Annotated in this window: 24 protein-coding genes; 17 read left to right on the top strand and 7 right to left on the bottom strand. The window is 73.9% G+C overall.

Annotated elements, in window-relative coordinates; all coding sequences use genetic code 11:
* Positions 1-143: 143 nt before the first annotated feature.
* The 11 genes from DLJ49_RS21730 (at position 144) to gvpA (ending at position 9,868) form a co-directional block, all read left to right on the top strand.
* On the top strand, positions 144-854 hold the full coding sequence (locus DLJ49_RS21730; RefSeq protein ID WP_158547430.1) for an Hsp20/alpha crystallin family protein: 711 nt from the start codon (positions 144-146) through the stop codon (positions 852-854).
* Positions 851-1,666: a GvpL/GvpF family gas vesicle protein gene (locus DLJ49_RS08800; RefSeq protein ID WP_158547429.1), complete on the top strand. Its 816-nt coding sequence runs from the start codon at positions 851-853 to the stop codon at positions 1,664-1,666. Before DLJ49_RS21730 ends, DLJ49_RS08800 begins: the two co-directional genes overlap by 4 nt.
* The gene (locus tag DLJ49_RS08795) at positions 1,666-1,899 is read left to right on the top strand and encodes a gas vesicle protein GvpG (protein ID WP_115393160.1); all 234 of its coding nucleotides are present in this window, start codon (positions 1,666-1,668) and stop codon (positions 1,897-1,899) included. Before DLJ49_RS08800 ends, DLJ49_RS08795 begins: the two co-directional genes overlap by 1 nt.
* Positions 1,896-4,439 (top strand): AAA family ATPase, encoded by a 2,544-nt coding sequence (locus DLJ49_RS08790; protein ID WP_115393159.1) that lies wholly within the window; start codon positions 1,896-1,898, stop codon positions 4,437-4,439. The genes DLJ49_RS08795 and DLJ49_RS08790 overlap by 4 nt, the downstream gene beginning before the upstream one ends.
* Positions 4,436-5,518: a GvpL/GvpF family gas vesicle protein gene (locus DLJ49_RS08785; RefSeq protein WP_115393158.1), complete on the top strand. Its 1,083-nt coding sequence runs from the start codon at positions 4,436-4,438 to the stop codon at positions 5,516-5,518. The genes DLJ49_RS08790 and DLJ49_RS08785 overlap by 4 nt, the downstream gene beginning before the upstream one ends.
* The gene (locus tag DLJ49_RS08780) at positions 5,515-6,240 is read left to right on the top strand and encodes a GvpL/GvpF family gas vesicle protein (protein ID WP_115393157.1); all 726 of its coding nucleotides are present in this window, start codon (positions 5,515-5,517) and stop codon (positions 6,238-6,240) included. The genes DLJ49_RS08785 and DLJ49_RS08780 overlap by 4 nt, the downstream gene beginning before the upstream one ends.
* Positions 6,233-6,514, top strand: coding sequence for a gas vesicle protein (locus DLJ49_RS08775; RefSeq protein ID WP_115393156.1), 282 nt, complete (start codon positions 6,233-6,235; stop codon positions 6,512-6,514). Before DLJ49_RS08780 ends, DLJ49_RS08775 begins: the two co-directional genes overlap by 8 nt.
* Positions 6,511-7,239, top strand: a complete 729-nt coding sequence (locus DLJ49_RS22390; protein WP_115393155.1) for a hypothetical protein — start codon at positions 6,511-6,513, stop codon at positions 7,237-7,239. The genes DLJ49_RS08775 and DLJ49_RS22390 overlap by 4 nt, the downstream gene beginning before the upstream one ends.
* A complete protein-coding gene (locus DLJ49_RS08765; RefSeq protein WP_115393154.1) occupies positions 7,236-7,577 on the top strand; it encodes a gas vesicle protein K in 342 nt (113 codons plus the stop codon). Before DLJ49_RS22390 ends, DLJ49_RS08765 begins: the two co-directional genes overlap by 4 nt.
* Before the next feature lie 245 nt (positions 7,578-7,822).
* Positions 7,823-9,559 (top strand): hypothetical protein, encoded by a 1,737-nt coding sequence (locus tag DLJ49_RS08760; protein WP_115393153.1) that lies wholly within the window; start codon positions 7,823-7,825, stop codon positions 9,557-9,559.
* A 96-nt stretch (positions 9,560-9,655) separates the two neighbouring features.
* On the top strand, positions 9,656-9,868 hold the full coding sequence (gvpA, locus tag DLJ49_RS08755) for a gas vesicle structural protein GvpA (RefSeq protein ID WP_115393152.1): 213 nt from the start codon (positions 9,656-9,658) through the stop codon (positions 9,866-9,868).
* Between the two features lie 589 nt (positions 9,869-10,457).
* Here the strand turns inward: gvpA and DLJ49_RS08750 are convergent.
* From DLJ49_RS08750 to DLJ49_RS21435, 4 genes are all read right to left on the bottom strand, one after another.
* On the bottom strand, positions 10,458-11,351 hold the full coding sequence (locus DLJ49_RS08750; protein ID WP_115393151.1) for a hypothetical protein: 894 nt from the start codon (positions 11,349-11,351) through the stop codon (positions 10,458-10,460).
* Complete coding sequence (locus tag DLJ49_RS08745; protein ID WP_115393150.1) at positions 11,348-11,956, bottom strand: hypothetical protein; 609 nt, start codon at positions 11,954-11,956, stop codon at positions 11,348-11,350. Before DLJ49_RS08745 ends, DLJ49_RS08750 begins: the two co-directional genes overlap by 4 nt.
* 87 nt (positions 11,957-12,043) lie before the next feature.
* Entirely contained in the window at positions 12,044-12,187 is a 144-nt protein-coding gene (locus DLJ49_RS21725; protein ID WP_158547428.1) for a hypothetical protein, read from the bottom strand.
* A 374-nt stretch (positions 12,188-12,561) separates the two neighbouring features.
* Positions 12,562-13,161, bottom strand: a complete 600-nt coding sequence (locus DLJ49_RS21435) for a hypothetical protein (protein WP_147277289.1) — start codon at positions 13,159-13,161, stop codon at positions 12,562-12,564.
* 239 nt (positions 13,162-13,400) lie between these two features.
* On the opposite strand from DLJ49_RS21435, the gene DLJ49_RS08735 reads away from it, so the two are divergent.
* From DLJ49_RS08735 to DLJ49_RS08725, 3 genes are all read left to right on the top strand, one after another.
* Positions 13,401-13,802, top strand: a complete 402-nt coding sequence (locus DLJ49_RS08735; protein ID WP_147277288.1) for a hypothetical protein — start codon at positions 13,401-13,403, stop codon at positions 13,800-13,802.
* Between the two features lie 269 nt (positions 13,803-14,071).
* Entirely contained in the window at positions 14,072-15,913 is a 1,842-nt protein-coding gene (locus DLJ49_RS08730) for an ABC transporter ATP-binding protein (RefSeq protein ID WP_115393147.1), read from the top strand.
* Positions 15,914-15,917: 4 nt separating this feature from the next.
* Positions 15,918-16,709 carry an endonuclease/exonuclease/phosphatase family protein gene (locus DLJ49_RS08725; protein WP_115393146.1) on the top strand — a complete coding sequence of 264 codons (792 nt, stop codon included), beginning with the start codon at positions 15,918-15,920 and terminating at the stop codon, positions 16,707-16,709.
* A gap of 15 nt (positions 16,710-16,724) precedes the next feature.
* On the opposite strand, the gene DLJ49_RS08720 is transcribed toward DLJ49_RS08725, so the two are convergent.
* The 3 genes from DLJ49_RS08720 to DLJ49_RS08710 form a co-directional block, all read right to left on the bottom strand.
* Positions 16,725-18,233 carry an OpgD/OpgG family glucan biosynthesis protein gene (locus DLJ49_RS08720; protein WP_233488894.1) on the bottom strand — a complete coding sequence of 503 codons (1,509 nt, stop codon included), beginning with the start codon at positions 18,231-18,233 and terminating at the stop codon, positions 16,725-16,727.
* Positions 18,230-19,720 carry a glucans biosynthesis glucosyltransferase MdoH gene (mdoH, locus tag DLJ49_RS08715; RefSeq protein ID WP_233488892.1) on the bottom strand — a complete coding sequence of 497 codons (1,491 nt, stop codon included), beginning with the start codon at positions 19,718-19,720 and terminating at the stop codon, positions 18,230-18,232. The genes DLJ49_RS08720 and mdoH overlap by 4 nt, the downstream gene beginning before the upstream one ends.
* Before the next feature lie 145 nt (positions 19,721-19,865).
* Positions 19,866-20,456 (bottom strand): cytochrome b, encoded by a 591-nt coding sequence (locus DLJ49_RS08710; protein ID WP_233488890.1) that lies wholly within the window; start codon positions 20,454-20,456, stop codon positions 19,866-19,868.
* 228 nt (positions 20,457-20,684) lie between these two features.
* On the opposite strand from DLJ49_RS08710, the gene DLJ49_RS08705 reads away from it, so the two are divergent.
* The 3 genes from DLJ49_RS08705 to DLJ49_RS08695 are packed head-to-tail and all read left to right on the top strand — an operon-like array spanning position 20,685 to position 24,198.
* A complete protein-coding gene (locus DLJ49_RS08705; protein WP_158547427.1) occupies positions 20,685-21,407 on the top strand; it encodes a CDP-alcohol phosphatidyltransferase family protein in 723 nt (240 codons plus the stop codon).
* On the top strand, positions 21,404-23,092 hold the full coding sequence (locus DLJ49_RS08700; RefSeq protein ID WP_233488881.1) for an LTA synthase family protein: 1,689 nt from the start codon (positions 21,404-21,406) through the stop codon (positions 23,090-23,092). The genes DLJ49_RS08705 and DLJ49_RS08700 overlap by 4 nt, the downstream gene beginning before the upstream one ends.
* Positions 23,089-24,198: a lysylphosphatidylglycerol synthase transmembrane domain-containing protein gene (locus tag DLJ49_RS08695; protein ID WP_115393143.1), complete on the top strand. Its 1,110-nt coding sequence runs from the start codon at positions 23,089-23,091 to the stop codon at positions 24,196-24,198. The genes DLJ49_RS08700 and DLJ49_RS08695 overlap by 4 nt, the downstream gene beginning before the upstream one ends.
* Positions 24,199-24,264 lie beyond the last annotated feature (66 nt).

Below are 24,264 nucleotides of genomic sequence, written 5' to 3'. Positions count from 1 at the left end.
GCACTGGAGGAGAACGCGGCCCTGCGCGACCGGATCGCCGCGCTGGAGGCGCGGCTTGAAGGAGCGAGCGCCTGAACCGGAGCGGCCGGGACAGGCGGAGCCGACGCGCCGGCGCACCGCCACAGCACGATAAGGGGACGGGGATGGACGAGGACAATCGCAAGAAGCTCGACGAGACGATGTCGGAGCTCGATCTCAGGCTGGGCGGCCTCCTTGGCAAGCTGGGCGACGCCCTGAACGAGGCGGTCTCGCGCCTCGAGACGGGCGATGACGGCGAGGTGCGCCGCACCCACGAGATCCAGACGCCCAAAGGGCCGCTACGGGCCGAGACGGGGGTGCGCGTCCGCCTCGGCGGGCTTGACGCGGGAGCGGTCCGCGACCGCGCCCGCGATCCGGCCCGGCCCGTCAACGATCCGGGCAGCCGACGCGGCCGCAGCCCCGCTGCCGCGACGGCCCGGCCCCGGACGGCCGATAGCCCAGGCGCCGGCCCCGAAGCGTCCATGCAAGGCGCCCCGGACCGGGGCAGCGCCGGCGCCGATGCCGGCAGCCCCCCGCGCCGCCCGCACCTTGAGGCCTACCGCGACGGGCCGCGATGGGTTCTCTGCGCCGATCTTCCCGGCGTGACATTGCCCGAGATCGACGTGCGCATCGAGCCGGGGCACGAACGGCCGGACGCGCATGCGGCCATCGGCGAAGAAGACCGATCGATCTTGGTCGAGACGCGCGGCGCGCGCCGCTACGCGCTGGAGCATCCGCTTCCGCACGATGCCCGGCCCGGCGACATGCAGATCGTCCTGCGCAACGGCGTTCTCGAGGTCTCTCTCGGCACCGGCGACGACGGTGGCCCCGCATGACCCGGCCGTCGCACGACCCGCACGCAGCGTTGGACGGGACGGGGCTCTACCTCTACGGTCTGGCCTCGCGGCCCAGCCCCGACCTCGCCGACAGCCTCGAGGATGTCGCCGGCCTCGGCGGCGAACGGCCGGCGCTTCTCGGTCTCGGCGGCCGGGCGGTGATCGCGACCCCCCATGAATGTGGCGAGATCCTTCAGACACGGCGCCGCATGCTCGCCCATACCCGCGTGCTCGAGGCGGCGATGTCGGCTGCCACGGTGCTGCCCATGCGCTTCGGTCTGGTCGCGTCCGACATGGCCGATGTCGAGGCCATGATCGCCGAGCATGCCGCGGACATCGACACCCAACTCGCGCGGATCGAGGGCCAGGTCGAGATCGGGCTGCGCATCCGGTTCCCGCGGGAGGCGGCGCTCGCGGCGCTGCTGGCCGACCGGCCCGAGCTCGCGGCAGAACGCGACCGGTTGCGCGGCCGCGGTGCCGGCGCCCATTTCGAGCGGATCGAGCTCGGGCGGCTGGTCGCCGAGGGGCTCGACCGCCGGCGCACGGAGGCCCAGCGCCAGCTCGCCGCACGCATCGCCCCGCTCTGCACCGACCACGTGCTGCGCCCCCCGGAAGAGGATGTGGAGGTGCTGCGCGCCGAGTGCCTGCTGCCCGCCGCTGCCGAGCCGGGCTTCGCAGCGGCGGTGCAGGCGGCGATCGAGCCGTGCGCCTTCGCCCCGGGCGCGGACCCCGCGATCCGACTCGTCGGCCCCGTGCCGCCCTATCACTTCGTCGATCTTGTCCTGAGGCGCCCGGGCGCGGAGGCCGCGTGATGGGCCTGCTCGCACGGCTGGTCTCGCTTCCCGTCTCCGGCCCGCTCGGCGGCGCGCTATGGGTGGCGCGTCAGGTGCACGGCGCCGCCGAGCGCGAGGTCAACGACCCGGTCGTGATCCGCCGCACCCTCCGCGCGCTCGAGCAGGACCTCGAGGCCGGTGCGATAGACGAGGACACGTTCGAGGAGGCGGAGATGATCCTGCTCGCGCGCCTTCGGGAGGCCGGCCGATGACCGCCCCGCCCCGCCGCAGCGGCAGCCACTCTCAACAGGCCCCGAACGGCACCGATCCGGGCGACGCCCCCTGGGCGGCCCGGGAGCGCGCCGACCAGGAGGCGCCGCAGACCGTCGCCGCCACTCCCGGCAGCCTCGGCTGCCGCCCGCCGGCGGCGGACCGGCCCGATGTGCACGATCGGAGGATACGCGGCGACGAGGCAGAGTCCCGACGAGCCGGATCGCCGGCCGCGCAGGAGGGCGCCCCCCAGGACAGCATCGGCTACGCGACCGGCGGCCCCCCTTCGCAGCACGACCCCCTCGAGGGCGATCGCAGCAGAGCCGGAGGGCCCGCCGGCGGGTCGAGCGGGCTGGTCCTCGCTCTTCCGATCGCGCCGGGGCCCTCGTCCGACGCCGGGCGGGGGCTCGTGCGGCTGGCGCCCGAGAGCATGGCCCGGCTGGATCTGCGCCCCGGCGACACGGTCGCGCTCGACGGCGGCCGGCGCACCCATGCACGGGTGATGCCAGCGGCCGGTGCCGGCAGCCGCCTGTGGGCCGAGGCCGCCATCGCCGCGAATGCCGGCGCGCGCTGGGGCGAACCCGTTCGCCTCGCCCCGGCCACGCTGCCCGCGCTCGCCGAGGCGCGGCTGCTGACCGACGGTCCACCGCCGCCGGAGGCCGCGCTCGTCGATGCCCTCGCCGACGTGTGCCTGACCGAGGGCGACCGGGTCGCCGTGGACACATCAGAGGGGCGTCACCGCTTGAGCGTCTCGGGTCTCGGCCCCTCTCCCGCAGGCCGCGTCTGCGCCGCGACCGCGATCCGCATCGCCGCTTCGCCCGCTACAGCCCCGCGCTACCCGGGCATAGCCGGGCTCGACGCGCAGATCGCCGCGGTGCACGAAATGGTCGAACTGCCGCTCGCCCGGCCCGATCTGTTCGAGCGGCTGGGCCTCGATCCGCCGCGCGGCGTGCTCTTCACCGGGCCGCCCGGCAGCGGCAAGACCCTGCTCGCCCGCGCCATCGCCGAACGGACGGAGGCCGCCTTCTTCCACCTTGCCGGGCCGGAGATCGTATCGAAGCATTACGGCGAGAGCGAGCGCGCGCTGCGCGAGGTGTTCGAGGCCGCCGCGCGTCGGGCGCCGGCCATCGTCTTCCTCGACGAGATCGACGCGATCGCACCAATGCGCGAGGGGCTGTCGGGCGAGAAACAGGTGGAGCGGCGCGTCGTCGGCCAGCTCCTGACCCTGCTCGACGGGCTCAGCCCGCGCGACCGGGTGGTGGTGATCGCCGCGACGAATCTGCCCGACGCGCTCGACCCTGCGCTCCGCCGGCCCGGACGGCTGGAGCGCGAGATCGCGTTCCTGCCTCCCGGCCCCGAGGCGCGGTCCGAGATCCTGGCACTGCACCTCGCGCGCGCCCCTCTCGGTGCAGACGTCGATCTCGCCGCGCTCGCCGTCCGGTGCCACGGTTTCACGGGCGCCGATCTCGCGGCGCTGGCGCGCGAGGCGGGGCTCGCCGCGCTCGCGCGGGCCCGCACGCAGGCGGGCGGCACCGCGGCGGTCGCGGCCGAGGCGCTCGAGATCGTGCCGGACGATCTCGAGACGGCCCGGCGCCGCATCCGGCCCAGCGCGCTGCGCGTCGACGGGCAGGACGGGCACCCCCCGCGCTGGGCCGATATCGGTGGGCTCGACGCGGCGAAGGCACAGCTGACCGAGGCCGTCGTCTGGCCGCTGACCCGCGCCAGCGCGCTGCGCCGGATGCGCCTGTCCGCTCCGCGGGGCATCCTGCTGGCCGGCCCGCCCGGCACGGGCAAGACGCTGCTGGTGCGCGCTCTGGCGGCCGAGGCCGGCGTCAACTTCCTGCCGATGCGCCCTGCCGCGTTGCTCTCGCAATTCCTCGGCGAGGCCGAGCGGGCGCTGGCGGGTGCCTTTCGCCGCGCCCGCCTCGCCGCGCCGTCGCTGCTCTTCTTCGACGAGATCGACACGCTCGTGCCTGCCCGCGGGCGAGCCGACGCTGCCGTGGACCGGATCGTGGCGCAACTGCTTACCGAGATGGACGGGCTGGAGGAGAATGCCGGCGTCACGGTGATCGCCGCCACCAACCGGCCCGACGCGCTCGACCCCGCCCTGACCCGGCCCGGCCGGTTCGACCTCGTGGTGCCGGTGGGCCTGCCCGACGCCGCCGGGCGGCGCGAGGTGCTGGCCGTCCACGCGCGCGGACGGCCTTTCGCGCCGGAGGTGGATCTCGACCGCCTCGCCGCGGCGACCGAGGGCGCCTCGCCTGCCGAACTCGCCGCGCTGATGACAGAAGCCGCGCGCCGTGCCCTGTCGCGCTGGCGCCCGGCAGCCGGGGCGCGTCAGGGCGAAGACTCCGCCACCCCCGAGACAGGGCCGTCAGCCGATGCCCGGCCCGCCGCCGTCGATCCCCCCGGCACGGAGGCGCCCCCCGCCATACATCCCGCCGACATCGACGCCGCGCTCGCGGCGCTGCGCACTCGCGGCACCCTTCTCGCCGGCCCCACGGCCACCCATCGCCAGAGCCCAGAACGGACCGCTCCATGACGACAGCCCCCCCACCGACCGCGAGCCGCCGCGTCGAACTCGTTGCCTTCCTCGCTCTGTCGCGGATCGAGCCGGGCAGCGCAGCGGAAGAGGCCGAGACGACCGCGCTCCCCGAAGGCTGCGCGGGGCGGCCCTTCACGTTGCCCTGCGGCAGGCCGGCCCTGTCGGTCGAGGCTGCGGATCCTGCGCCCGCAGCCATGATGGGAAATGTCGGCGGCAGACTGCCGGCCGGCGCCGACCTTCGCCGGGCTGTCGCGCACAAGGCGCTCGTCCGCCAGAAGCGGCTCGAGGCCCTCGCCCCGCTCGGAACCGTAGTGCCGGCGGCGCCCGGCACTCTGCCGCCGGACGACCTCTCCACCTTCGCCCGGGCGAACGCGCCGGCGCTCGCCGCCGCCGTCGAGCGGCTCTGCGGGCGCGCGCAGTTTCAGGTCGTCGTCGCATGGGACGCCCGGCGCGCCGCCCGCCGCTTCGCCGCCGCGCCGGAATTGTCCGGGCTGCCACGACGGCCGCCCCGTGGCGCGCGCGCGGCGGCCGTCGCTGCCCTCGCCCGGCGGCTCGGAGACGAGATCGCCAGCCGACTCGCGGCGACCGCAACCGATGCGATCCGCCTGCCCGACACGGAGGGGGGCCTCGCCAACCTCGTGCTGCTGGTCGACCATGCCGAACGAGTCGCGCTCGAAGCCACCCTCGAGGAGGTCGACGCGCTCTGGAAGGAGGGGCTTCGCATCCGTCTTGTCGGCCCCTCGCCGGCCCTGTCGTTCGCGCGTGCGCAGCTCGAAACCGTCGGCACGGACGATCTCGCCGACGCGGCCCGCCGCCTCGGCGCAGATCCCGGCCTGCCGGTCGCGCCGGCCGCCGTCGCCGGGCTTCGACGGCGGGCACTCACGGCCACCGGAGGGCCGGACGCCCTGCTCCCCGCCGAGATCGACCGGGCGGCCACCCTGCTCGCCGCCTGCGCGCGCCTCGGACGTGCCCCCGCCGCGCCGGGCGAGGCGGTGCTGCTCTCATTGGCGCGGGACGGATTGCCGATGGCGGCCGGTCGCGCCGCCACGGCCGGCCCGATCGCGGAGGTTGCATGACCGCCCTGATCCTGCACGGGCTCACCGACGCCGCCACTCCAGCCCCGGTGGACGCCGCGCCGCATCTGCGCGTGCGCGCCGGCGGGCTCGTAGCCCTCTGCACGCCGCTCGAGGCCATGCCCCAGACCGAGGAAGAGGCCGTCTCCGGCGCGCTCGCCCACAACGCCCTTCTCGTCGCACAGGCGCGCCTTGGCGACGTGCTGCCCGTGCGCTTTCCGGCCGGTTTCTCCGGCGAGGCTGCGCTGCACACCCACCTTGCGGCCGAGGGCGCCCGCTACCGCGCGGGTCTCGCCCGCATCGGCGGGGCGCATGAATACGGCCTGCGGCTGGCCCTCCGCCCGGGCGCCGCGCTGCCCGCCGGTGCCCGGGACGCGGCGGACGGCAAAGAGGCAGGCACGCCCGCCAACAGTGGCCGCGCCTTTCTCGAGCGCGGGCGTCGACGCCGCGATCTGAGGGCCGAGCGCGCTGCCGCGCGGGTCCGGATGGCCGAGCGGCTGGCGACCGAGGCCGCGGGCCTCGCGCGCGAGGCCATGCCGGGAGCGCCGCGTACCGACCGCCTCGTCGATCTCGCCCTGCTCGTTCCCGCGAGCGGCGTCGATGCGCTGCGCGCGTGCGCGGCCGCCGGGGCGCGGGAAGCGGCGGGGCTGGGCCTCGACCTCGCGCTGTCCGGGCCATGGCCCCCCTATTCCTTCGCCGGCCACGGGGAGGCGGCGCATGGCTGAGACGCAGGCGCCGCTCTTCGTCGCCCCGGACACGGCGCTCGCCTCCTGCGACACGCGGCTGGTCGACGTGGTCGACCGATTGCTCGATCGCGGGGTGGTGATCCGCGGGGAGCTCTGGCTGACCGTTGCGGGCGTCGATCTCGTTTTCGTCGGCGCCGACCTGGTGCTGGCTTCGCCCGACACGATGCGCCGGACAAGGCACCGGCCTCATGCCGACGGGGCGCGCACGAGCTGCGGCGGCGCCCCCGAAGCCTGCGCGGGCGAGCGGAGATGAGCGGCGTGCTCGTCGACCGGGCGGCGCGCCCGGGCGCGGCGCGGGGGGCAACCGGCCTGCCGGCTCTCTCCCTCGGGATCGTTCCCGCCCACGCGCCGCTTCCCCGGGGCATGCACCGGGCCGCGGGGGCGCCGGACCTCGATCTGGTGGTCGTGCCGGGAGACGCGTTCGCCTCCCCCCGCGCGCGCATGGCCGGTTGCGTGGCGGTCCAGGCGATGTCACCCGCCTTCCTCCCTTGGCCGCCGCGCCGGCCAGTGGCGCCACGCACCGCCCGCGAGCGCGCGCGCCGCTGCGCTCTGTCGCTGCAGGGCATGCTCGCCATGGCGCAGGATCACGTCGAGCTGGCGCTGCTCCTGCCTGTCACCCCACCACCGCGATGCCGCCACGACAGCCCCGCGCCCGGGGCGGTTTCCTTCCCGCCCGAGGGCCGCACCTGGCTCGCCGCCCGCGCCGGGGCACGCGCGGCGGCCGGGTCTGCACAGTCTGCGGCGCGCTCGTGGCTGTACGCCCTCGTGGAGCGGCTCGCCGCCGAGGCAACCTCGATCGAGAGCACCGCCACCGGGCTGCGCGTCTCGGTCTGCATGCGCCGCGCGCCGGAGGGCGCGCTCGCCGACCAGGCCGCGCGTGCCGCCTCTGCCCTCGGCGCCCCGCCGACGGGGAGCGGCCGCCTCCTCGTCACCGGGCCATGGCCGCTCTTCAGCTTTGCCCAAGGATGCCCCGGATGACAGCCGCCGCCCCTCACCCTGGCCCCTCGCCCTGCGACGAGCTGCTCGAGGCAGCGGTCGAGCGCATAGAGGCCGGCGCCGCGCTCGACCTCGACCCCGATACGGTCGCCGAGGATCTTGCCCGCATCGTCCTGGGGCTGATGGAATTCCTGCGCCAGCTGATGGAGCTGCAGGCGATCCGGCGCATGGAAGCGGGGTCGCTCACGCCGCAGGAAGAAGAGCGGCTCGGGCTGACGCTCATGCGCGCCGAAGAAGCAATCGCCGCGCAGGCCCGGGCCTTCGGCCTCACGCCCGACCAGCTCTCCCTCGATCTCGGCCCCCTCGGGCGCACGATCTGATCCCGCCCGACGGGACGGGCAGGCATTAAGGCCGCCTTAACCATGCCGGGTCTAAACGCCAGGGGAAGCGGGCGGGCAGAGGGGATCGTCCAGATGAACGAGACCAGGTCAGCGCGGGTGCCACAGCGGCACCGTTCCGGCTCTGCCCGCAGGCCCTCCGGGCATTGGCTGACGCGCCGGGCCACTGCTGGACCGGCGCATGAGCGCCGTCGCGGCGGCGACCGCCCGGACCGCGGAGCGGGAAGTTGAGCCTGTCGGAGCGGGCAGAGACTGCCCTCGCCGGCGCGGGCGACCACGAGGCATTGCTGCGCCGGCACGGCCTGATCAGCCACGTGGCCATCCTGCCCGAGGATACCTCGCCCGAGCTGGCGGCCCGCTTCCAGTCCGAGGCGTCGCGCGTCGCCCGCAACCTGATCGCCCTTGCGCCGCGGCGCTTCGGCGTCCTTCTCGATGCGCCGGATCGCCCGCTCTCCGACATTGCCTACACGCTGCTGCCCGATCGGGACGGGCCGCTTCCGGACATGGCCACGCCTGGTGCAACCGATGATGGCCCGGCAAGGCCCGGCGCGGTCATGGAGGATGCCGCGCCGGACCAAGCGGACGCGGGCGTGCTGCCTGACGCAGCAGCCCCGGGCGACGAGGCCGCCATCAGGCCGCACCAACCGGCGGATGCCGACATGGCGGACCCCGTGGCGCCCGAGGCGGAAACGGCCGAAACCGAGGCGCCCGACGCCGCCCCACCCGAGACACCGGCTACCGTCGTGGCGGCACAGGACATTGCGCATGAAGGGCCGGTGCCCCCCACCGAGCCGACGCGCGCCAATGCGCCGTCAGCGGCACCGCGCCCCGTTGAAACGGAAGAGATATACCCCGACACCGATCGCCCCGACCTGCCCGGGGGCCCTGCCTCGGACCTGGCGGAACGGCTCGACCGCATCGAGGCCCGCCTCGACGCGATGGATGTCGACGGGCTGGTGGCCGCCGCGCTTCCCCCGGTCGACGATCTGCTGGCCGCCCGCCTCGAGGCGCTCGAACAGCGTCTCCTCGCGCGCGCCGCCGCACCGGCCGACCCGTTCCCCGCCGAGCGGGTTCAGACCTTCTGGGGCGGGCTCGAACAGGCGTTGAGGCTTCTGCATGCGCAACTGTCCGACCTTGGCGGCCTGGCCGAGCGCCTTGAGGCCGCCGCCGACGCCAGCGGCCCCGGCAAGCTCGGCGACCTCGAGTTGGCCGTCGCCCTCGGTTTCGAGGCCGCAGGAGAAGCGCGCGAGGCCAACCAGGCGGCTCTCGTCGCCCACCTTGGGTCGCTCGACAGCGGTGCCGCGGCGCGCGCCGAGCGCCTTCAGGCCGGGCTCGCCGGACTGGCCGACAGGATCGGCGTGCTGGAGGGCGCGCTTGCCGCGCTTCCCTCGAAAAATGATCGAGACGCGGCGCTGGTTGCCGCGATCGGCAGCATGGGCGATGGGATCGCCGCCCTGATCGACGAACGGCTGCCGCTGGCAGAGCCGGGCAACGTGCCCGCGGACGATGGCCGCCTCGACCGGCTTTCGACGCAAGCGGAAGAGACGCTGGCGGCCCTCGGCTGGCTCGACACGCGGCTGGTGAATCTCGAGGCGGCGATCCCGTCGCATCAGGCGGAGGCGACAGGCGACACCGGCGCGCTGGAGCAGCGGATCGACGCGCTCGCCGCCCGACTGGAAGAGCGTGGCGGCATCCTGTCGGATGCGCTCGAGACGTCGCACAGGAGCATGAAGAATTTCTGGCTGGCCGCAGAGAACGCGCTGGGACGGCTCGATGCGGCGCTCGACCGGCAGGTCGACGCCGCTCCGCCCGGCTCCGTCATCGGCGACCGTCTCGAAGCGATCGACGCCCGGCTGGCGCGGAGCGAACGCGAGGGCGCGGGTCTGAGGCTGGCGCTGGCCGAGCTTCTCGCACGCGCCGAGCGCGCCGCGGAACCGCCCGACGCTGCTGACCGGGATCAGTAAAATGCCAACATTCAGAGTGACTTAAGACGAGGCCGCTAAAAGCGTGTCGGCGCCGTATCCGCGGCGTGGAGCCTATGCCAAGGGAAAGGAACTGACATGGCAATCGAAAAGAGCCTTGCCTCCGCCTCCATCGCCGAGGTGGTCGACAGGATCCTCGACAAGGGCGTCGTCGTCGATGCCTTCGTGCGTGTCTCGCTCGTCGGGATCGAGCTTGTGGCCATCGAGGTCCGCGCCGTCGTGGCGTCGGTAGAAACCTGGCTGAAATACGCCGAGGCCATCGGGCTTACCGTAGACCCGCAGGCCGCCTGACCCCGTTCGATCCGGTCGCAAGGCCGGGCCATGCGGCTCCGCGCCCGCCGATGTCGGAGGCGCGGGGCCTGCGAGGGGCTGGTGGTCTGCCGGCGCCATGGCATGGCTCCCCGATCCATCCGCCACGTCGATTTCGCACGGGATGTCCCCAAAAGGGCTCAACGCGGAACGGACCAGACCGACTGCCTCACCACCGCCTGCCCCACTGCCGACTGGCCAACCCACCGAATGGCCGACCCACCGAATGGCCGACCGTGCCGTTTCGGCGAAACCGCGCCGGCAGACCGCGCGCCCGCGCTCGTGGCGGCGCCCCAATGACCGTGATCGCCAACGCCATTGACGGTGTCCGGACAAGGCTGGCCGATGGCACCTCGACGCCGGATCCAAGCGGGTGCAGCGACCCCTGCCTCCACTCTTCTCGTCGACGGACACCGCCCGGCTTGGTCACGATACCCGAGCGGTACATGGCCCCGAAAGAAAAGAACGAATGCCCCCGCGTCGACGGATGTGTGGCCGACGGCAGCTGCAGCCGGCGGTCGGGCGGCCCAGCGTCTAACCAGGACAGTCCCGGTCACCGCGCCGCTTCACCTCAGCGCTCGGCGCCGACCCGTTCCGCGAAAGCGACCCAGCTGGACAGGTCGAGCATCTGGCCGACGAGCCCCATCTGGTCGGTCAGAGCCTCGGGATCGGCTCGTGCGAGATCGTCCAGCGAGGTCACGCCGCATTGCTGCAGCATCCAGACCAGGCCAGGCCCCGCGCCCGGCAGCCTGTGCAGATCGGACTGGACCCCGGCTGTCGTGCCGCCGGGCGACCTATCGGAATCCGCGCCGCATGCGACGCTGTCATGCGCCTGGCTCCCGAACGCGGCCTCGTCGGCCGCCTCTGCGGCCGGACCTGTTCCGGCGCTCTCGTGACCTCCCGTGCGAGGAGCGACATCATCGGCCGTCGTGGCGGATCCGGCTCTCTCTGCATTGTCGCTGCCCTCGGGTATCGCCGGGATACCTTGAGGGTCGGTCTTGGCCTCTGGCCGGCCCGGGAGGTGGCGCGCGGTCCCGGTATCCGCGCGCTCGGCCGGATCGGATGGGCCGTCGGCGATATCGCCGCCGCCTTCCGCGGGCGGCTCGGCAACCATGCCCTCCTCGTCGGGATTGGCCCCGAGGCGCTGGCCCAAACCGGCACTCTCGCACGCGGCGCCATCGAGGGCCTCCGCCGAGGATGCGCCCATCTCGTCAGTCGCACGATCGGTCCACCCGGACTCCACGGCTTCTGCGGCCGAGACGCTGCTGCAGGCCGATTCGGCCGCCGCCGAGATCGACAGAGAAAGGTCGGCCGCGGCAGAGGACGCCCCCGTCGGCGCTTGCGCCGCCGACGTCTCTGCGGGCCGCGCGCCTCGGCGCGAGAGCCGGTCTGCCCGCAATTGCCGCAAATGATCGCGCGCGGCGCCTCGGACGGCACGCGTCCGGCTGCGATAGGTGTCGGTCATCGGTCTTGTCTCTCCTGTCGCGACGGCGGTTCGGGCCCGTGCGGCTGTGACCAGACGCACGAGCGATCCGGCACCGGGGCCTGCGCCTGCACGACGACACCCGCCATTTCCGGTGTCGCGAGGGTGCGTTCGAGCAGGTCGAGCACGGCGCGGCGCGTCTGCTCCTGCACGAGACGGCCGGTCAGGATGCCGAGCGCCTCCGCCGCCGAGATGGCCCGCCCCGGACCGCGCCCCGCCACGCGCCCCGGATCCCGGGGCGGCGAGACCGGCCGCACCCGGCTTTCGAGGTCTGCAAGGAGCGCGTCGAGCGACTCGGCCTTGACCGTTTCGGCCCGCGCCCCCGGCACCCCGGTCAGCGACGCGAGCACGCCACCCGCGGGCCGGCGCCAGATCTCGAGCCTTGCGACACGATCGCCGGCGTCGACCGCGGTGCCCGCGAGGCCGTCGTCGTGCCGTGCGGCAGCATCGACACGGCAGAGCAACTCGGCCCGGAGTCGCAACGGCGGCTTGCCGGCGCGGGGCAGCACGACGAGGTGCCCGCCGGCCCCGGGCGCGGTGCAGGCGTCGGTCACGCCGGCCCTGCCGCTCGCTGTGTGATCGCGCATCGCGTCTCCCCGTTCCGGCGGCGGTCACGCCAACCGGTCGCACGAGGTAGAACATGCGCAGGTTGATCGACGGTTAACCGAAACGGGTCAATGTGGCAGCGGCTGGAGGACGAACCGGGCCGAGGGGAGGAATTCGCGCAGGAACACCATCATCTCGGCGGCCTCGCCCACCGAGGTGAGCGTGTAGACGAGGATCTCCTCTCCCGCCTCTTCGACTCGCATCTGCACCATGGCTCGCCCTCGCACCCGCACCTCTGCCGTTAAGACAACTTCAACGCTGTCGTGGCAAGCCCCTGCCGAACTCGGGATGCGAACGGACCAAGCGATGAGGCAAGCCGCAGGACGGATGAGTGGGCAGACCGGCCGCGCGGGGCCCGGAGCGCGACATGGCTGAGGCGGCCCGGTCCGCAGGCGTGGCACCCGATTGCTCGGTGGCGATCTCGCCGCTTCTGCGCGGTATCCGGGCCGGCGCGTGGAGCGGGAGCGCACCGGCCGGGCCGCGTGCGGGTCTGAGGGTCGACCGCCCGGTGGGCGCGGAGATTCCGTGCGACGCCCCTTCGAGGCGCGCGCCGGCAGTTCGTGCCAGAGGCGAGACTACCGAGGCGTCAGCCGAGCAAGGCCGCGCCCTGCCGACCGCCCCCGGCCGCCGCGAGGCGGATCGCCCCTCCCTGGCCCTGCGAGGCGCCGCGCAGGCGCGGTATCGCCTCCGGCGCGACGGAGCCCGGCCGCTTGTATTCGACGGGGCGCTGCTCTTGCACCTCGCTGTCTGCACGCCCCGCTCCGACAGCGCCGGCGGATCGGCGGCGCCGGCCTGCGAGAGCGGGGGGCGGCAGGCGCAGCCCGACGCCGCCCGCCAGACACTCGACCTTTTCGTCACTGACGCGGGCGCCGTCGTTGCGGCGATACGGGTGGAGGCGGACGACGCAGCGCCGTTCCGCCCGATCTTTCGCGCCCGCACGATCGCCGCGGCAGACGAATTCGCGACCTTTCTGGCCGACCATGATCCCGGCGCCGCGGCAGGGATCGGCTGCGCGCAGGCAAGCGCGATGCGGTCCGACTTCACACGGATGATCCGCGAGGCCGGTCTTGTACCGGGTCGCCTGTCTCTTCGGGGTCCTCCGGCCGGCCGGCCGGCATGATCCGGGGGAGCCGGGCATCTCGCCCACCAGACCGCGCCCGTCGGAGGTCGGCTTGAGGGGGCGCACGTGGCACGACCGGGACGATCCTGCCGGACGTGGCGAGCGCGGCTGCGACGGCGGCGTTTTCGACACCGACCGCAAAGACAACGGCAGACATGACATACGGCAGGATCACGGGTGACACGACAGGACGGGCAGGAATGACCGGAACAGACATGACGGGTTCGGAACGCCGCGGGGCCCCCATCCCCGTCGCGTCGGCCGACGGTCGGGGCCGTGCCGGCGGCCGGGCAGCGCAACAGAAGATGGAATTGCCGAGGTCCGGCACCCGGCCGCTGCGTTTCACGGGCGTGCTCCTGGCCGAGGCCGATCTGGCGCCCTGCGGCGGCGTGCCCGGCTACGCGGCACGACTCTACCAGAAAAAGCCGAAGGGAGCCGTCGTCGAACTGCAGCCGTGGCTTCCCGAGGCCACACCCGGCCTTCCGCAGGCATGGCAGGCGTCGGACCGGGCCGCGGCCCTCGAGCTTCTGCTCCGCCACGACCCGGCACTTGACGTGACCTGCTGCTTCGATCCGGACGACCCCGCGCTCAGCCATGCCGAGATCGTGGCGCATATCCTTGACCTTCGCGCCCGGGTCGATGTCGCGCGCAATGTCCTCGCGCGCCTTGCAGACACGCTCGAGATGCAGGCGGAGATGGGGGTCTGAGCCGGTGCTCCGCCCGGATCCGCAGGTGCCCTTGCGACAATGCCGCACACTTCCATGCCCCGGAATGGCCGGAATTGCCCCACAGGTGTCACGCAAACGTGCAGGGCGGTGGGGATATTGCCGCTTCGGCATGCACCGATGCCACGACGGCGGCTTGACGGTTGCCGCGCGGCCGGGCGAAGCGGTAGACGCGGGCATCGGCAGCGTGAAGTCGGACAGCGATCCCGCATCCGCCTCGAGACGCAGGAGCCACCGCAAGGGACCCATCGATGATCGAGCGCGCCACATTCTCCAGGACCTGGAAGCTGCTCGACGCGCGGCAGAAGAGGGCGCTCTTTCGCGTCGTGATCGTCATGCTGCTCTCCGCCGGCGCGTCGGCCGCGATGGTGGCGTCGATCTTTCCCTTCCTCTCCCTGTTGTCGGATCCAGGCTGGGCCGACCAGTCCGAGATGCTGACGCGACTGCGCGCCGCGATCGGCCTGACCGACGACTACGCACTCGTCCTTTTCGTCGGCATCCTTGCGATTGTCCTGATCGTTCTCGGCAGCGCCATGCAATTGCTGCGCAACTTCATGCTCACGCGGTTCTGCGAGTTCCTCGTCTTCGACCTGTCGCGCACCTTGCTGGGCCGCTATCTCGCGCAGCCCTACATCTTTGCGGTGGGTCGAAATTCCGCGAGCCTCGCGACGAACGTGCTCTCGGAAAGCCAGCGCGTGGTAGGAACCTTCTTCAGACCCATGCTCAACATGAGCGCGTCGAGCCTCACGCTCGTCGCCGTCCTCGGCACCGTGATCACGATCGAGCCCGCGCTCGGCACGGGGGCCTTCGCCTCGGTGGGCGCAATCTACGGCATCATCCTGGTCGCCACCCGGCGCCGCGTCAGGCAATACGGGCGGAGACGCGCAGCCGCCAACGAGGCGCGCTACCGGATATCGGGGGAAGCCTTCGGCGGGTTCAAGGACATCAAGCTCCTCGTCGGCGAATCTGCCTATCTCGATCGGTTCTCGACGCCGGCACGCGAGATGGCCGAACTCGGCAGTCGCGTCGCGATCCTTTCTGCCTCGCCACGCTTTGCCATACAGGGGATCGTCTTCGCCGGCATCATCCTGTTCAGCCTGCTGGCGCTCGAGCCCGAAACGATCGGCACCGGAGAGGTGCTCGGCGGCCTTCTGCCGGCGCTCGGCGTGATCGCCTTCGCGGCACAGCGCGCCCTGCCCGAACTGGCGACGTTCTACAGCTCGCTGACGCAGATCGGCTACGGCGCCGCCTCGGTGGAACGGATCGCCGACGATTTCGACGCGACCGCGAGTGCGGCGCCCCTTCCGGCCACCCCACCCACACCGATCGGCCTCAAGGCCGGGCTTCGCCTCGAGGATGTGCGGTTTTCCTATCCCGGCGCCGACCAGGCCGGCCTGCATGGCGTGACGCTCGACATCCGGGCCGGCGAGCGGATCGGCATCGTCGGCGCCACCGGGGCGGGCAAGACGACGCTGGCCGACATCTTGCTCGGGCTGCTCCGCCCGCAATCGGGCCGGCTCTTGGCCGACGGGGTCGAAATCGACGAGGCGAACCTGCGGGGCTGGCACCGGACGGTGAGCTACGTCCCGCAGGACATTTTCCTGACCGATGCGACCCTGGCCGAGAACATCGCGCTCGGCATCGATCCCGACGCGATCGACCATGACCGCGTCGAACGCTGCGCGCGCCTCGCCCGTCTGCACGGGTTCGTCGAGGCGGAGCTGCCGCAGCGCTACGACACGATGACCGGCGAACGGGGTGTGCGCCTGTCGGGCGGCCAGCGCCAGCGTGTCGGAATTGCGCGCGCGCTCTACCACGATGCCGATCTGATCGTGCTCGACGAGGCGACGAGCGCGCTCGACAACCTGACGGAGCGCGAGGTGATCGAGGCGATCGAGGCGCTGCCGGGAGACAAGACGCTGGTGATGGTCGCCCACCGTCTGACCACCCTGCGCGGCTGCGACCGGATCCTCGTGATGGAGCGCGGCCGCATCGTGGCAGACGGCGCATGGCAGACGCTGGTCGAAGAGAGCCCGGTCTTCCGCGCCTTCGCCCGCCACGCCGGGACGGAGCGGCTGGAAGCGACGGGCTGACGCGATGACGGGGGCGCCGCCCCGCCTTGCCGACCGGCGCGGCGCCCCTCGCGCCCCCTGCCTTGCCTGCCTCACGTGGAACGTCCACCGCGCGCGCGGCGGCGACGGGCGGGTCGATCCCGGCCGGGTGGCGGCGGCGCTTGCACAAGAGGCCTGCGCATCCGCGCGGCCCGACGTGCTTGCCCTGCAGGAGGCCGACACCGAGGCCCGCCCCCATCGCGGCCTGCTCGACCTCGGCCGGCTGGAGCGCGAGACGGGGCTGGCCCATGCCCAGGCGGCGCCGGCCCTGCGCTGGGGCGACGAGAGTCACGGCCTGCACGGGGTTGTCGTGCTGCTCGCCGCGCGCGTCTCGGTCGCCCATGCCGACCTGCTCGACCTGCCCGGCCACTGCCCGCGCGGCGCCGTCGCGCTGGAGGTCGGGGTCGCGGGAACGCCGGTGCGGATCGTCGCCACTCACCTCTCGCTCGGCCAGCCGCTGCGCGTGGCCCAGCTGCGCGTCGTAGGCCAGTATCTCGACCGACGACCGCCGATGCCCACGATCCTGATGGGAGATCTGAACGAATGGCGCCCCTGGGGCGGCGCCGCCCTGTCGCCCCGCCTGCTCGGGAGGCGCTTCGCGGGGCCGGCCCCGGCGACGTTTCCTGTGCGCCGACCGCTTCTGCCGCTCGACCGTATCCTCGCCACGCCCCCGGCACGAGTCCGCGCGGCGCGGGTGCTCGACGGGCCGCTCACACGGGCTGCAAGCGACCACAGGCCCCTTGCAGCCGAGGTGGAGCTGCCTTCGGCCGACGCATGAGGCGGCCTGTGCCTGTCACACGCCCCTGTCGCGCGCCGGCGTCCAGCGGTGCAGCCAGACCGGGCTCGCCGGCCGCCCGGCCCCGTCGCGCAGCACCAGCCGGAGTTCGACCGCCGACGCACCGCCCGGAGCGAGCAGGAAGGTGACCCGCGTCGCCCCGCGCTCGGGCAGCGCATGCACGCTCAGGCCCGACAGTTCCGCCCCGTCGCCCAGCGCCGAGAGGTCGGGCACGAGGCCGTCAGGTGGCCCCGCCACGTCGATCACGTAGCGGCGGTGTCCGGGGCGGTGGTGCTCGCGCCCGCTGCGGCTCTGCAGGATGGGACGCAGGGGGCCGAGCGGCGGCGCGGCGTCGGTCCACTCGATGTCGTAGGCGAAGGCATGCTCGGAGCCGGCCGCGAGCGGCGAGTCGGGCCGCCAGAACGCCACGATGTTGTCCATGAACTCGTCGCCCGTGGGGATCTCGACCAGGGTCACCGCGCCCGGCCCCCAGTCGCCCCGCGGCCGGACCATCGCCGAGGGACGGCGGTGGTAGCGCGCCTCGGCATCCTCGTAATCGGCAAAATCGCGCGGCCCCTGCCACAGGCCGAAGGCGCGGGGGCCGGCATCGGCGAAGGCCGATGTCTGCAACGCGGCGGGGTTGGAGATCGGGCGCCACAGCACCTCGCCCGCCCCGTTCTCGATCACCAGCGCGTCGCTGTCGTGCACGCGGGGGCGGAAATCGTCGGAGGCGGCGGCGCGGATCGGCCCCTTGAGGAACATCGAGGTGAGCGGCGCGACGCCGATATCGGCGATCTCGACCCGCGGCATCAGCGTGACGGTAAGCGACATGCGCGTGGCGCCGCCGGGGGTGAGCGTCATGTCCATGTGGCCGGCAAGCGAGGGACCGTCGATCACCGCCTCGAGCCGCGCGCTGCCCCCCGCAGGCGGGTGAAGACGCAGGCGGATGAAGCGGGGAAACTCCTCAGGGACAGGGCCGCCCGTGCCCCTGGCGACGGCGCGGGCCGAAAGGCCGTAGGCCATCGCCCTGCCGATGGCGCGGAAATAGCTGCCGCCCTGAACCACAAGCACTTCGTCGAGCACATCCGGCGCGTTGAGCGGGTAGCGCAGCCGCAGCCCGGAAAAGCCGGCGCCGGGCGCTTCCCCCGGCACCGCGTCGAAGTAGCGGGGGGAAAAGTCGAAGAGTCGGGGCGAGAAGGGGCGCGGCGCGAAGCCCCCCGCCTCGGGCAGCTCGACCGTCACCGCGTCGGGGAAGTAGAGGCCCGGCGGCAGCAGGTCGACGGCCCAGCCCTCGCCCAGCGGCAGCAGGGCCGCCGCCCCCGGCTTGGGGCGGATGCCGCGATAGGCATCGTAGGTGAGGCCGTCGAAGGGCGGCGGCAGGGGCATGGTGGCGCCCCGCCAGGGACCGGCGGCGAGGCGGCGGGCCTCGTCGATCAGGGGATCGGCCGTGCCTGCCGCAACCGGCCGCGCGAGCGCTGCGCCGGTGGCCGCCGCGAGCAGGCCCAGGGCCGTGCGGCGGGCGATCACGGCGCGCGCTCGAGCCAGGGCACCAGCACCGGTGCGGCGAGAAGCGGCGCCAGAACCGGCACGAACCACGGCGCCGCGCCCGGATTGGCAGCGAGAAGCGCCGCGCCCGCCGCCGCGCCGGCCAGCGCCTCGGCCCCGCCGGGGGGCATGAGGCGCACCGCGGGCACCCCCGTCCGCCAGCCGCAATCGCGGCCCGCGAGCACCGACAGAACGGCCCCGGTCTGGCGCATCATCACCATCGGCGCGACCAGGGTGGAGGTCACCGCCTCCGAGGCGGCCGCGCGCAGGACCGTTCGGCGCCGCGCGGCCGTGCGGGCCCTCGGCAGCCATGTGGCCAGCCCGCAGAGCTTCGGCACGGCGAGCAGCGTCACCACGGCGACCGCCGGCGCCCACCCCGAGAGCGCCACCGCGCCGGACCCCGCCAGCAGGAAAAGCACCAGCCAGCAGGGCGCAGCGAGATAGCTGAAGATGCCGGAGGCGAGGTGCAGCCGGCTGAGCGGCGCGTAGCCCGGGCTGCCGATCAGGCGAAGGTGCTGCAGGTTGCCCTGACACCAGCGGCGGTCGCGACGGTGGAAATCGGCCAGCGTCTGCGGCCCGCCCTCGGCGCTGCCGGCGGTGTCGGGGTCGACCTCGACCGCCCAGCCCGCGCGGGCGAGTTGGGCCGCCTCGATGAAGTCGTGGCTCAGCACGTCGCCGCCGAAGGGCGCACGCCCCGGCAAGCCCTTCAGGGCGCCCGCCTCGCGGAACGCCGCCACGCGGATCAGCGCGTTGTGGCCCCAGTAATTGCCCGTCTCCCCCGTCGAGGCCGCGAAGCCGCGCACGAACGGGCCGCCGAGCAGACGCGCGGCCGTCCGTTGCGCCCGGCCGAACCGGGTGGCCGCCGGCACCAGCCGCATACCCGCCTGGATCAGGCCGAGACGCGGCTCGCGCTCCATGCGGTGGACAAGGCGCGCGATCCGGTCGGCGCGCATCCAGCTGTCGGCGTCGAGCACGAGCATGTGGTCGTGTTCGGCGCCCGCGCGCGCCAGCCAGTCGGCGATGTTGCCGGGCTTGCGGCCCGCGTTGTCGGCGCGGCGGCGGTAGATCACCCGGCCCGACGCGACGAGCGGAGCGAGCGCCCGCTCCTCCGCCGCGACCCGGTCGGCCCCGCGCGTATCAGAGAGGGCGTAGAGCGTGGCGGCCCCCGCCAGCGGCGATGCGGCGAGATCGGCATGGAGGGCGGCGAGGCGCTCGGCCACGGGCTCGGGCGGCTCGCCGCAGAGCGTGGTGAGCACCGCGAGCCGGCCATTGGGCCGCCACCCCGGGGGCAGCGGTCGCGAGGGCGGGGGCGGCGCGATCAGGCCGACGACCGACGTGGCCGCACCGCCCGCGATCCAGAGCGTCGTGGGCACCGCGAGCGCGACCGCCACGATGGCGGCAGGCGTCCACGCAACGACCGCGGCCACGAGCGCGGCAAGCGCCACGCCCGCAAACAACGCAACGAGCATGACGAGGAGCCATGCAGGGCCGGCCGCGCGCAGCGTCGGCAAGGCGCGCGCATGCGCGGGCACCCGAGGCGTGCGAAGGCCAAGGGAGCCAGGCATCATCGCCCCGCTCCCCGACCCGCCGCGTTTCGGCAAGGTGCTGCGCGGATCAGGATGGCGCACCCCCGTCACCCGGAGGGCCGCTCGCGGCCCGCTCTGCGCCGGCGCGACCGACAGGCGGCCAGATGCGGCCGAACACCCCGTCCCGCCGGAGGACGCCGTGGTAGAAGGCGGCAAGCACATGCAGGCCGATCAGCGCGGCGAAGGTGAGCGCAGCCACGTAATGCGTCGTCTGCGCCGCCTGCGCGAGCGCGTCGGAGCGGGGCACGAGGGCCGGCACGCCCAGCGTGTCGAGCCACTCGACCGGGAAGCCCCCCGCCCGCACCCGCACATAGCCCGCGACGGGCACGAGGATGGCGAGGCCGTAGAGCCCCGCGTGCGAGGCCGCCGCTGCGCGCCTCTGCCATCCGGGCAGATGGGCCGGCAGGTCGGGCGGCGGCCGCAGGCGGCGCACGCCAAGGCGGACCAGCATGAGGAGCAGCACAACCACGCCCACGTTCTTGTGAAAGATGAACAGCCCGTTCTGCACCGGGCGCGGCAGCCCGTCCTGCACCATGACCAGTCCGGCCGGGATCATCGCCAGCACCAGAACCGCCACGGCCCAGTGTATCGCTCGCGCGAGGCCCGAATAGCTCTCCATCGGCATCTCCCGTGTCCGTCGCGGACCTAGCAGGCATGGGTGCGCGTTCAAGCGCCTTCCGACCCGACCGGCGGAGCGCCGCGCATCCTCGGCCGCGCGGGAAAGCGCGGTGCGACAGGGGCTTGATCTGCGCCGGGCCGGCCTATCTCCGCGCAGATGGCATCGTCTGACCTCTCCGTGTGCCCTGCGGACCGGCGCGCGCCCCTGGGCACGCCGCGGCGAAGCTACGTGGCAACGGCCGCGGCAGGGTTCGGCGCCCTGGCCGTCGGTCACGTCCTGGTCCATGACGGCGTCGCCCCGGCGCTGTGGCTGCCCGCTCTCCTGGGCTACCTGGCGGTTTCCGCCGGTGTCGCGGCGTTGCTGATCCGCCACTTCCCCTACGACGAGCTTGGCTGGTGCAACGTGGTCACGCAGGCCCGGCTCGCCATGGTCGCGCTGCTGGTGACGCCGCTCGTGGCGGTGGGCGCGGGCACGGGAGAGGGGCCGGCCGTGGCGGGCGGCTGGGCGGCGATGGCCGTGGCGCTCGCGGCGCTCGCGCTCGACGGGGTCGACGGGTGGCTGGCCCGTCGGCAGGGGTTATGCTCGCCGTTCGGGGCGCGCTTCGACATGGAGGTCGATGCCGGGCTCGCCCTCGTGCTCGCCCTCCACGCGCTCGCCGCAGGCGCGGCGGGGCCGGCGGTGCTTGTGCTGGGCCTTGCCCGCTATGCGTTCGTTGCGGCGACAGGGCTCTGGCCCTGGCTCGGCGGCGCCCTGCCCGAGCGGTTCTCGCGCAAGGCGGTCTGCGTCGCGCAGCTTTCGGTCCTGATCCTGCTGCAGGTGCCCGGCCTGCCCGGCGCGGCGGCAGAGGGGCTGGCCGTGATGGCCGCCCTCGCGCTTGCCTGGTCCTTCGGAAAGGACGTCGCGTGGCTGCGCCGCACTCGCCCCGGCACAGCGGAGCGTGCCCGGGCGTGACGCGCGAGCCGCCATGCAGCAGGACCGGGCGGATCACGGCCGCTTTCGGGGCAGCGGCGCTGCTGCATCTCGTGCTGATCCAGCCCAACCACCCCGCGGCGATGACCTGGGGCGCGCTGGCGGTCTTCCCGCTGGAGTTGCCGGCAATCCTGCTCGCACTCGTCGCCCTGCCGCGCGGAAGCCGGGCCACCCTGGCCGTCCGAGCCGCGCTCGTCGGGGCACTGACGGTGATCGCGGCGCTCAAGCTTGCCGACTTCATGAGTTTCACGGCGCTGTCGCGCGGCTTCAACCCGGTGGCGGATGCCGCCCTTGTCTCGGCCGCCTTCCGGCTGACGGCGGGCAGCCTCGGCCTGCTGGCCGCCGTGGCGGCCACGGCAGGCCTCTTGCTCGCGATCGCCGCCCTCGCGACCGCGCTCTGGTGGGCGACGGGCGTGTGGGCGCGGCTGTCGCTGCCGCGCCTCCCCGCGCTGGCCGCGGGCGCGGCGGCGTTCGCGGCGGCAAGCGTCGCCACGGCCGAGATCGGCGATGCGATGGGGCGATGGCGCTTGCCCGTGGAGCCGCCCGGCGCCGCCTTTACGGCGCGGGTGGGCGTCGAGCGCATCGTCATGGCGCGCGAGACGCTGGCCGACCTGCGCGCCTTCGCCGCCGCCGCCCGAGAGGACCCCTACGCCGAGGCCGCACCCCTCTTCGACCGGCTCGACCGCGACCTTCTGGTGATCTTCGTGGAGAGCTACGGGCGCGCGAGCCTCGACACCCCGCTCTACGCGCCCCGCACCCGGGCGACGCTGAACGCGGCAGAGCGTGCGCTGGCGGAGCAGGGACTCGCCATGCGGTCTGGCTGGCTGTCGGCGCCGACGCGGGGTGGGCAGAGCTGGCTGTCGCACGCCACGCTCGCCACGGGCTTGCGCATCGACGGGCAGACGCGGTATTCGGCCGTCCTCGCCAGCGGCCGGCGCACCCTGTATGATCTCGCGGCGAGGTCGGGCCGCCACGCCGCGGCGGTCATGCCCGCGATCACGCTCGAGTGGCCCGAGGGCATTGTCCTGGGCTTCGAGACGATCCTCGCGGCCGACGATCTCGGCTATGCCGGCCTGCCGTTCAACTGGGTGACGATGCCCGACCAGTATACCCTTTCCGCGCTCGACCGCCTGCTGCGCGACAACGATGCCGACCCGGCCGCCGACCGCCCGCTCGTGGCGCAGGTGGCGCTGGTGTCCTCGCATGCGCCGTGGGTGCCGGTGCCCGAGCTGGTGCCGTGGGACGAGGTGGGCGACGGCCGCATCTTCGACGCGATGGCGCAGGCGGGAGACCCGCCCGACGTGGTGTGGCGCGACCGCGACCGGGTGCGCGCGCAATACGGCGAAGCCGTCGACTACGCCCTGCGCACCGTCTTCGACTGGGCCGCGCGGCAGGGCGACGCGCCACCTCTGCTCCTGGTGCTTGGCGACCACCAGGCCGCCCCGTTCGTCGCGCTTGACGATCGACCCGACGTGCCTGCGCATCTGATCGGTCCCCCCGACCTCGTCGCCGCGGCGGCCGCCTGGGGGTGGGGCGAGGGGCTGGTGCCCGCCCCCGACGGCACGGTCGACGGCATGGAGGTCATGCGGGACCGCCTCCTGGCGACGTGGAGCAGCGGCGGCCCCGGCGCGACCCGCAGCGCCGCCGTGGGAGAGGCGGCGCGATGAGCGTATGGGCGAAGCTGCGGATCGGCGCGCAGGCGGCCTTCGGCCTTCTGCTTCTGGTTCTGTTGTGGCGCGGCCTCGACGGGGCCGAGGTCGCGCGGCTGCTGGTCGGCGTCGACTGGGGCTGGCTCGGCTGGGCGCTGGTGGCGCTGACGGTGCAGACATTCGCCTCGGCATTGCGCTGGCGGCTGACGGCGCGGGCGCTGGGGCAGGATTTCGGTTTCATCAAGGCGGTTTCCGAGTATTACCTCGCGCAGTTCTTCAATCAGACGCTGCCGGGCGGCCTGCTCGGCGATGCCGGCCGCGCCATCCGTGCGCGCCATCACGCCGGGCTGATCCGGGCGAGCCAGGCGGTGGCGTTCGAGCGGCTGATGGGGCAGTTCGCCCTCTTCGCCATCATGGCCTTCGCCTTTCTCGTGGCGATCCTCATCCCCTTCGGCGCGTCGTGGCCGCTGTGGCTGACGGCGGCCGGCCTCGCCCCGGCAGCGGGCTTCGCCGCGCTCGCCGGGCTGATCGCCCTCGGCACGAAGCTGCCCGGCGCGGCGGGGCGGGGCCTCGACGATCTGCAGGCGGCCTTCCGCGCCAGCGTCCTCGACCGCCGGGCCTTGCCGCTTCAGGTGGTGCTCAGCTTCGCCACGGCGGGGCTGAACGTCGCCGCCTTCTACTTTGCCGCCCGGGCGACCGGCACCCAGCTCAGCCTCGCCGAGATCCTGGCGCTCGGCCCCGCCATCCTCGCCTTCATGCTGGTGCCCCTCACCGTCAGCGGCTGGGGCCTGCGCGAGGCCGCGGCGGCGGCCCTCTTCCCGCTGGCCGGCGCATCGGCCGAGGCGGGGCTCGCGGCTTCGGTCACCTTCGGCCTGACGTTCATCGTCGCCGCCCTTCCCGGGGTGATCCCCTTCCTGCGGATGGGCCACGTGGAGATGACGCCGGAAGACATCGCCGAACTCGACGATCTCGAGGGCCTCGTCGACCCCGACGACCTGATCGAGCCCGACCCGCCCCTCGTCGCCCTGCGCCGCCGCGCGGGCGCGCGCCTCGCCCGGCTGACGCGCCGCGACGAGCGAGGCGCCGGCGATGACGGCCACGGCTCGCGCAATCCTGCCGAGTGAGCCATTCCGCCCGGTTGCCGGCGCGGTACGGCTCCCTACACTCCATCGGGCAACAGGAGAGGACAA

It is taken from the genome of Rhodovulum sp. 12E13 (assembly GCF_003340565.1).
Lineage (GTDB): Bacteria > Pseudomonadota > Alphaproteobacteria > Rhodobacterales > Rhodobacteraceae > HLUCCA09.
Note: the sequence above shows the minus strand (reverse complement) of the source record. Positions and strands in the feature narration are given on the sequence as shown.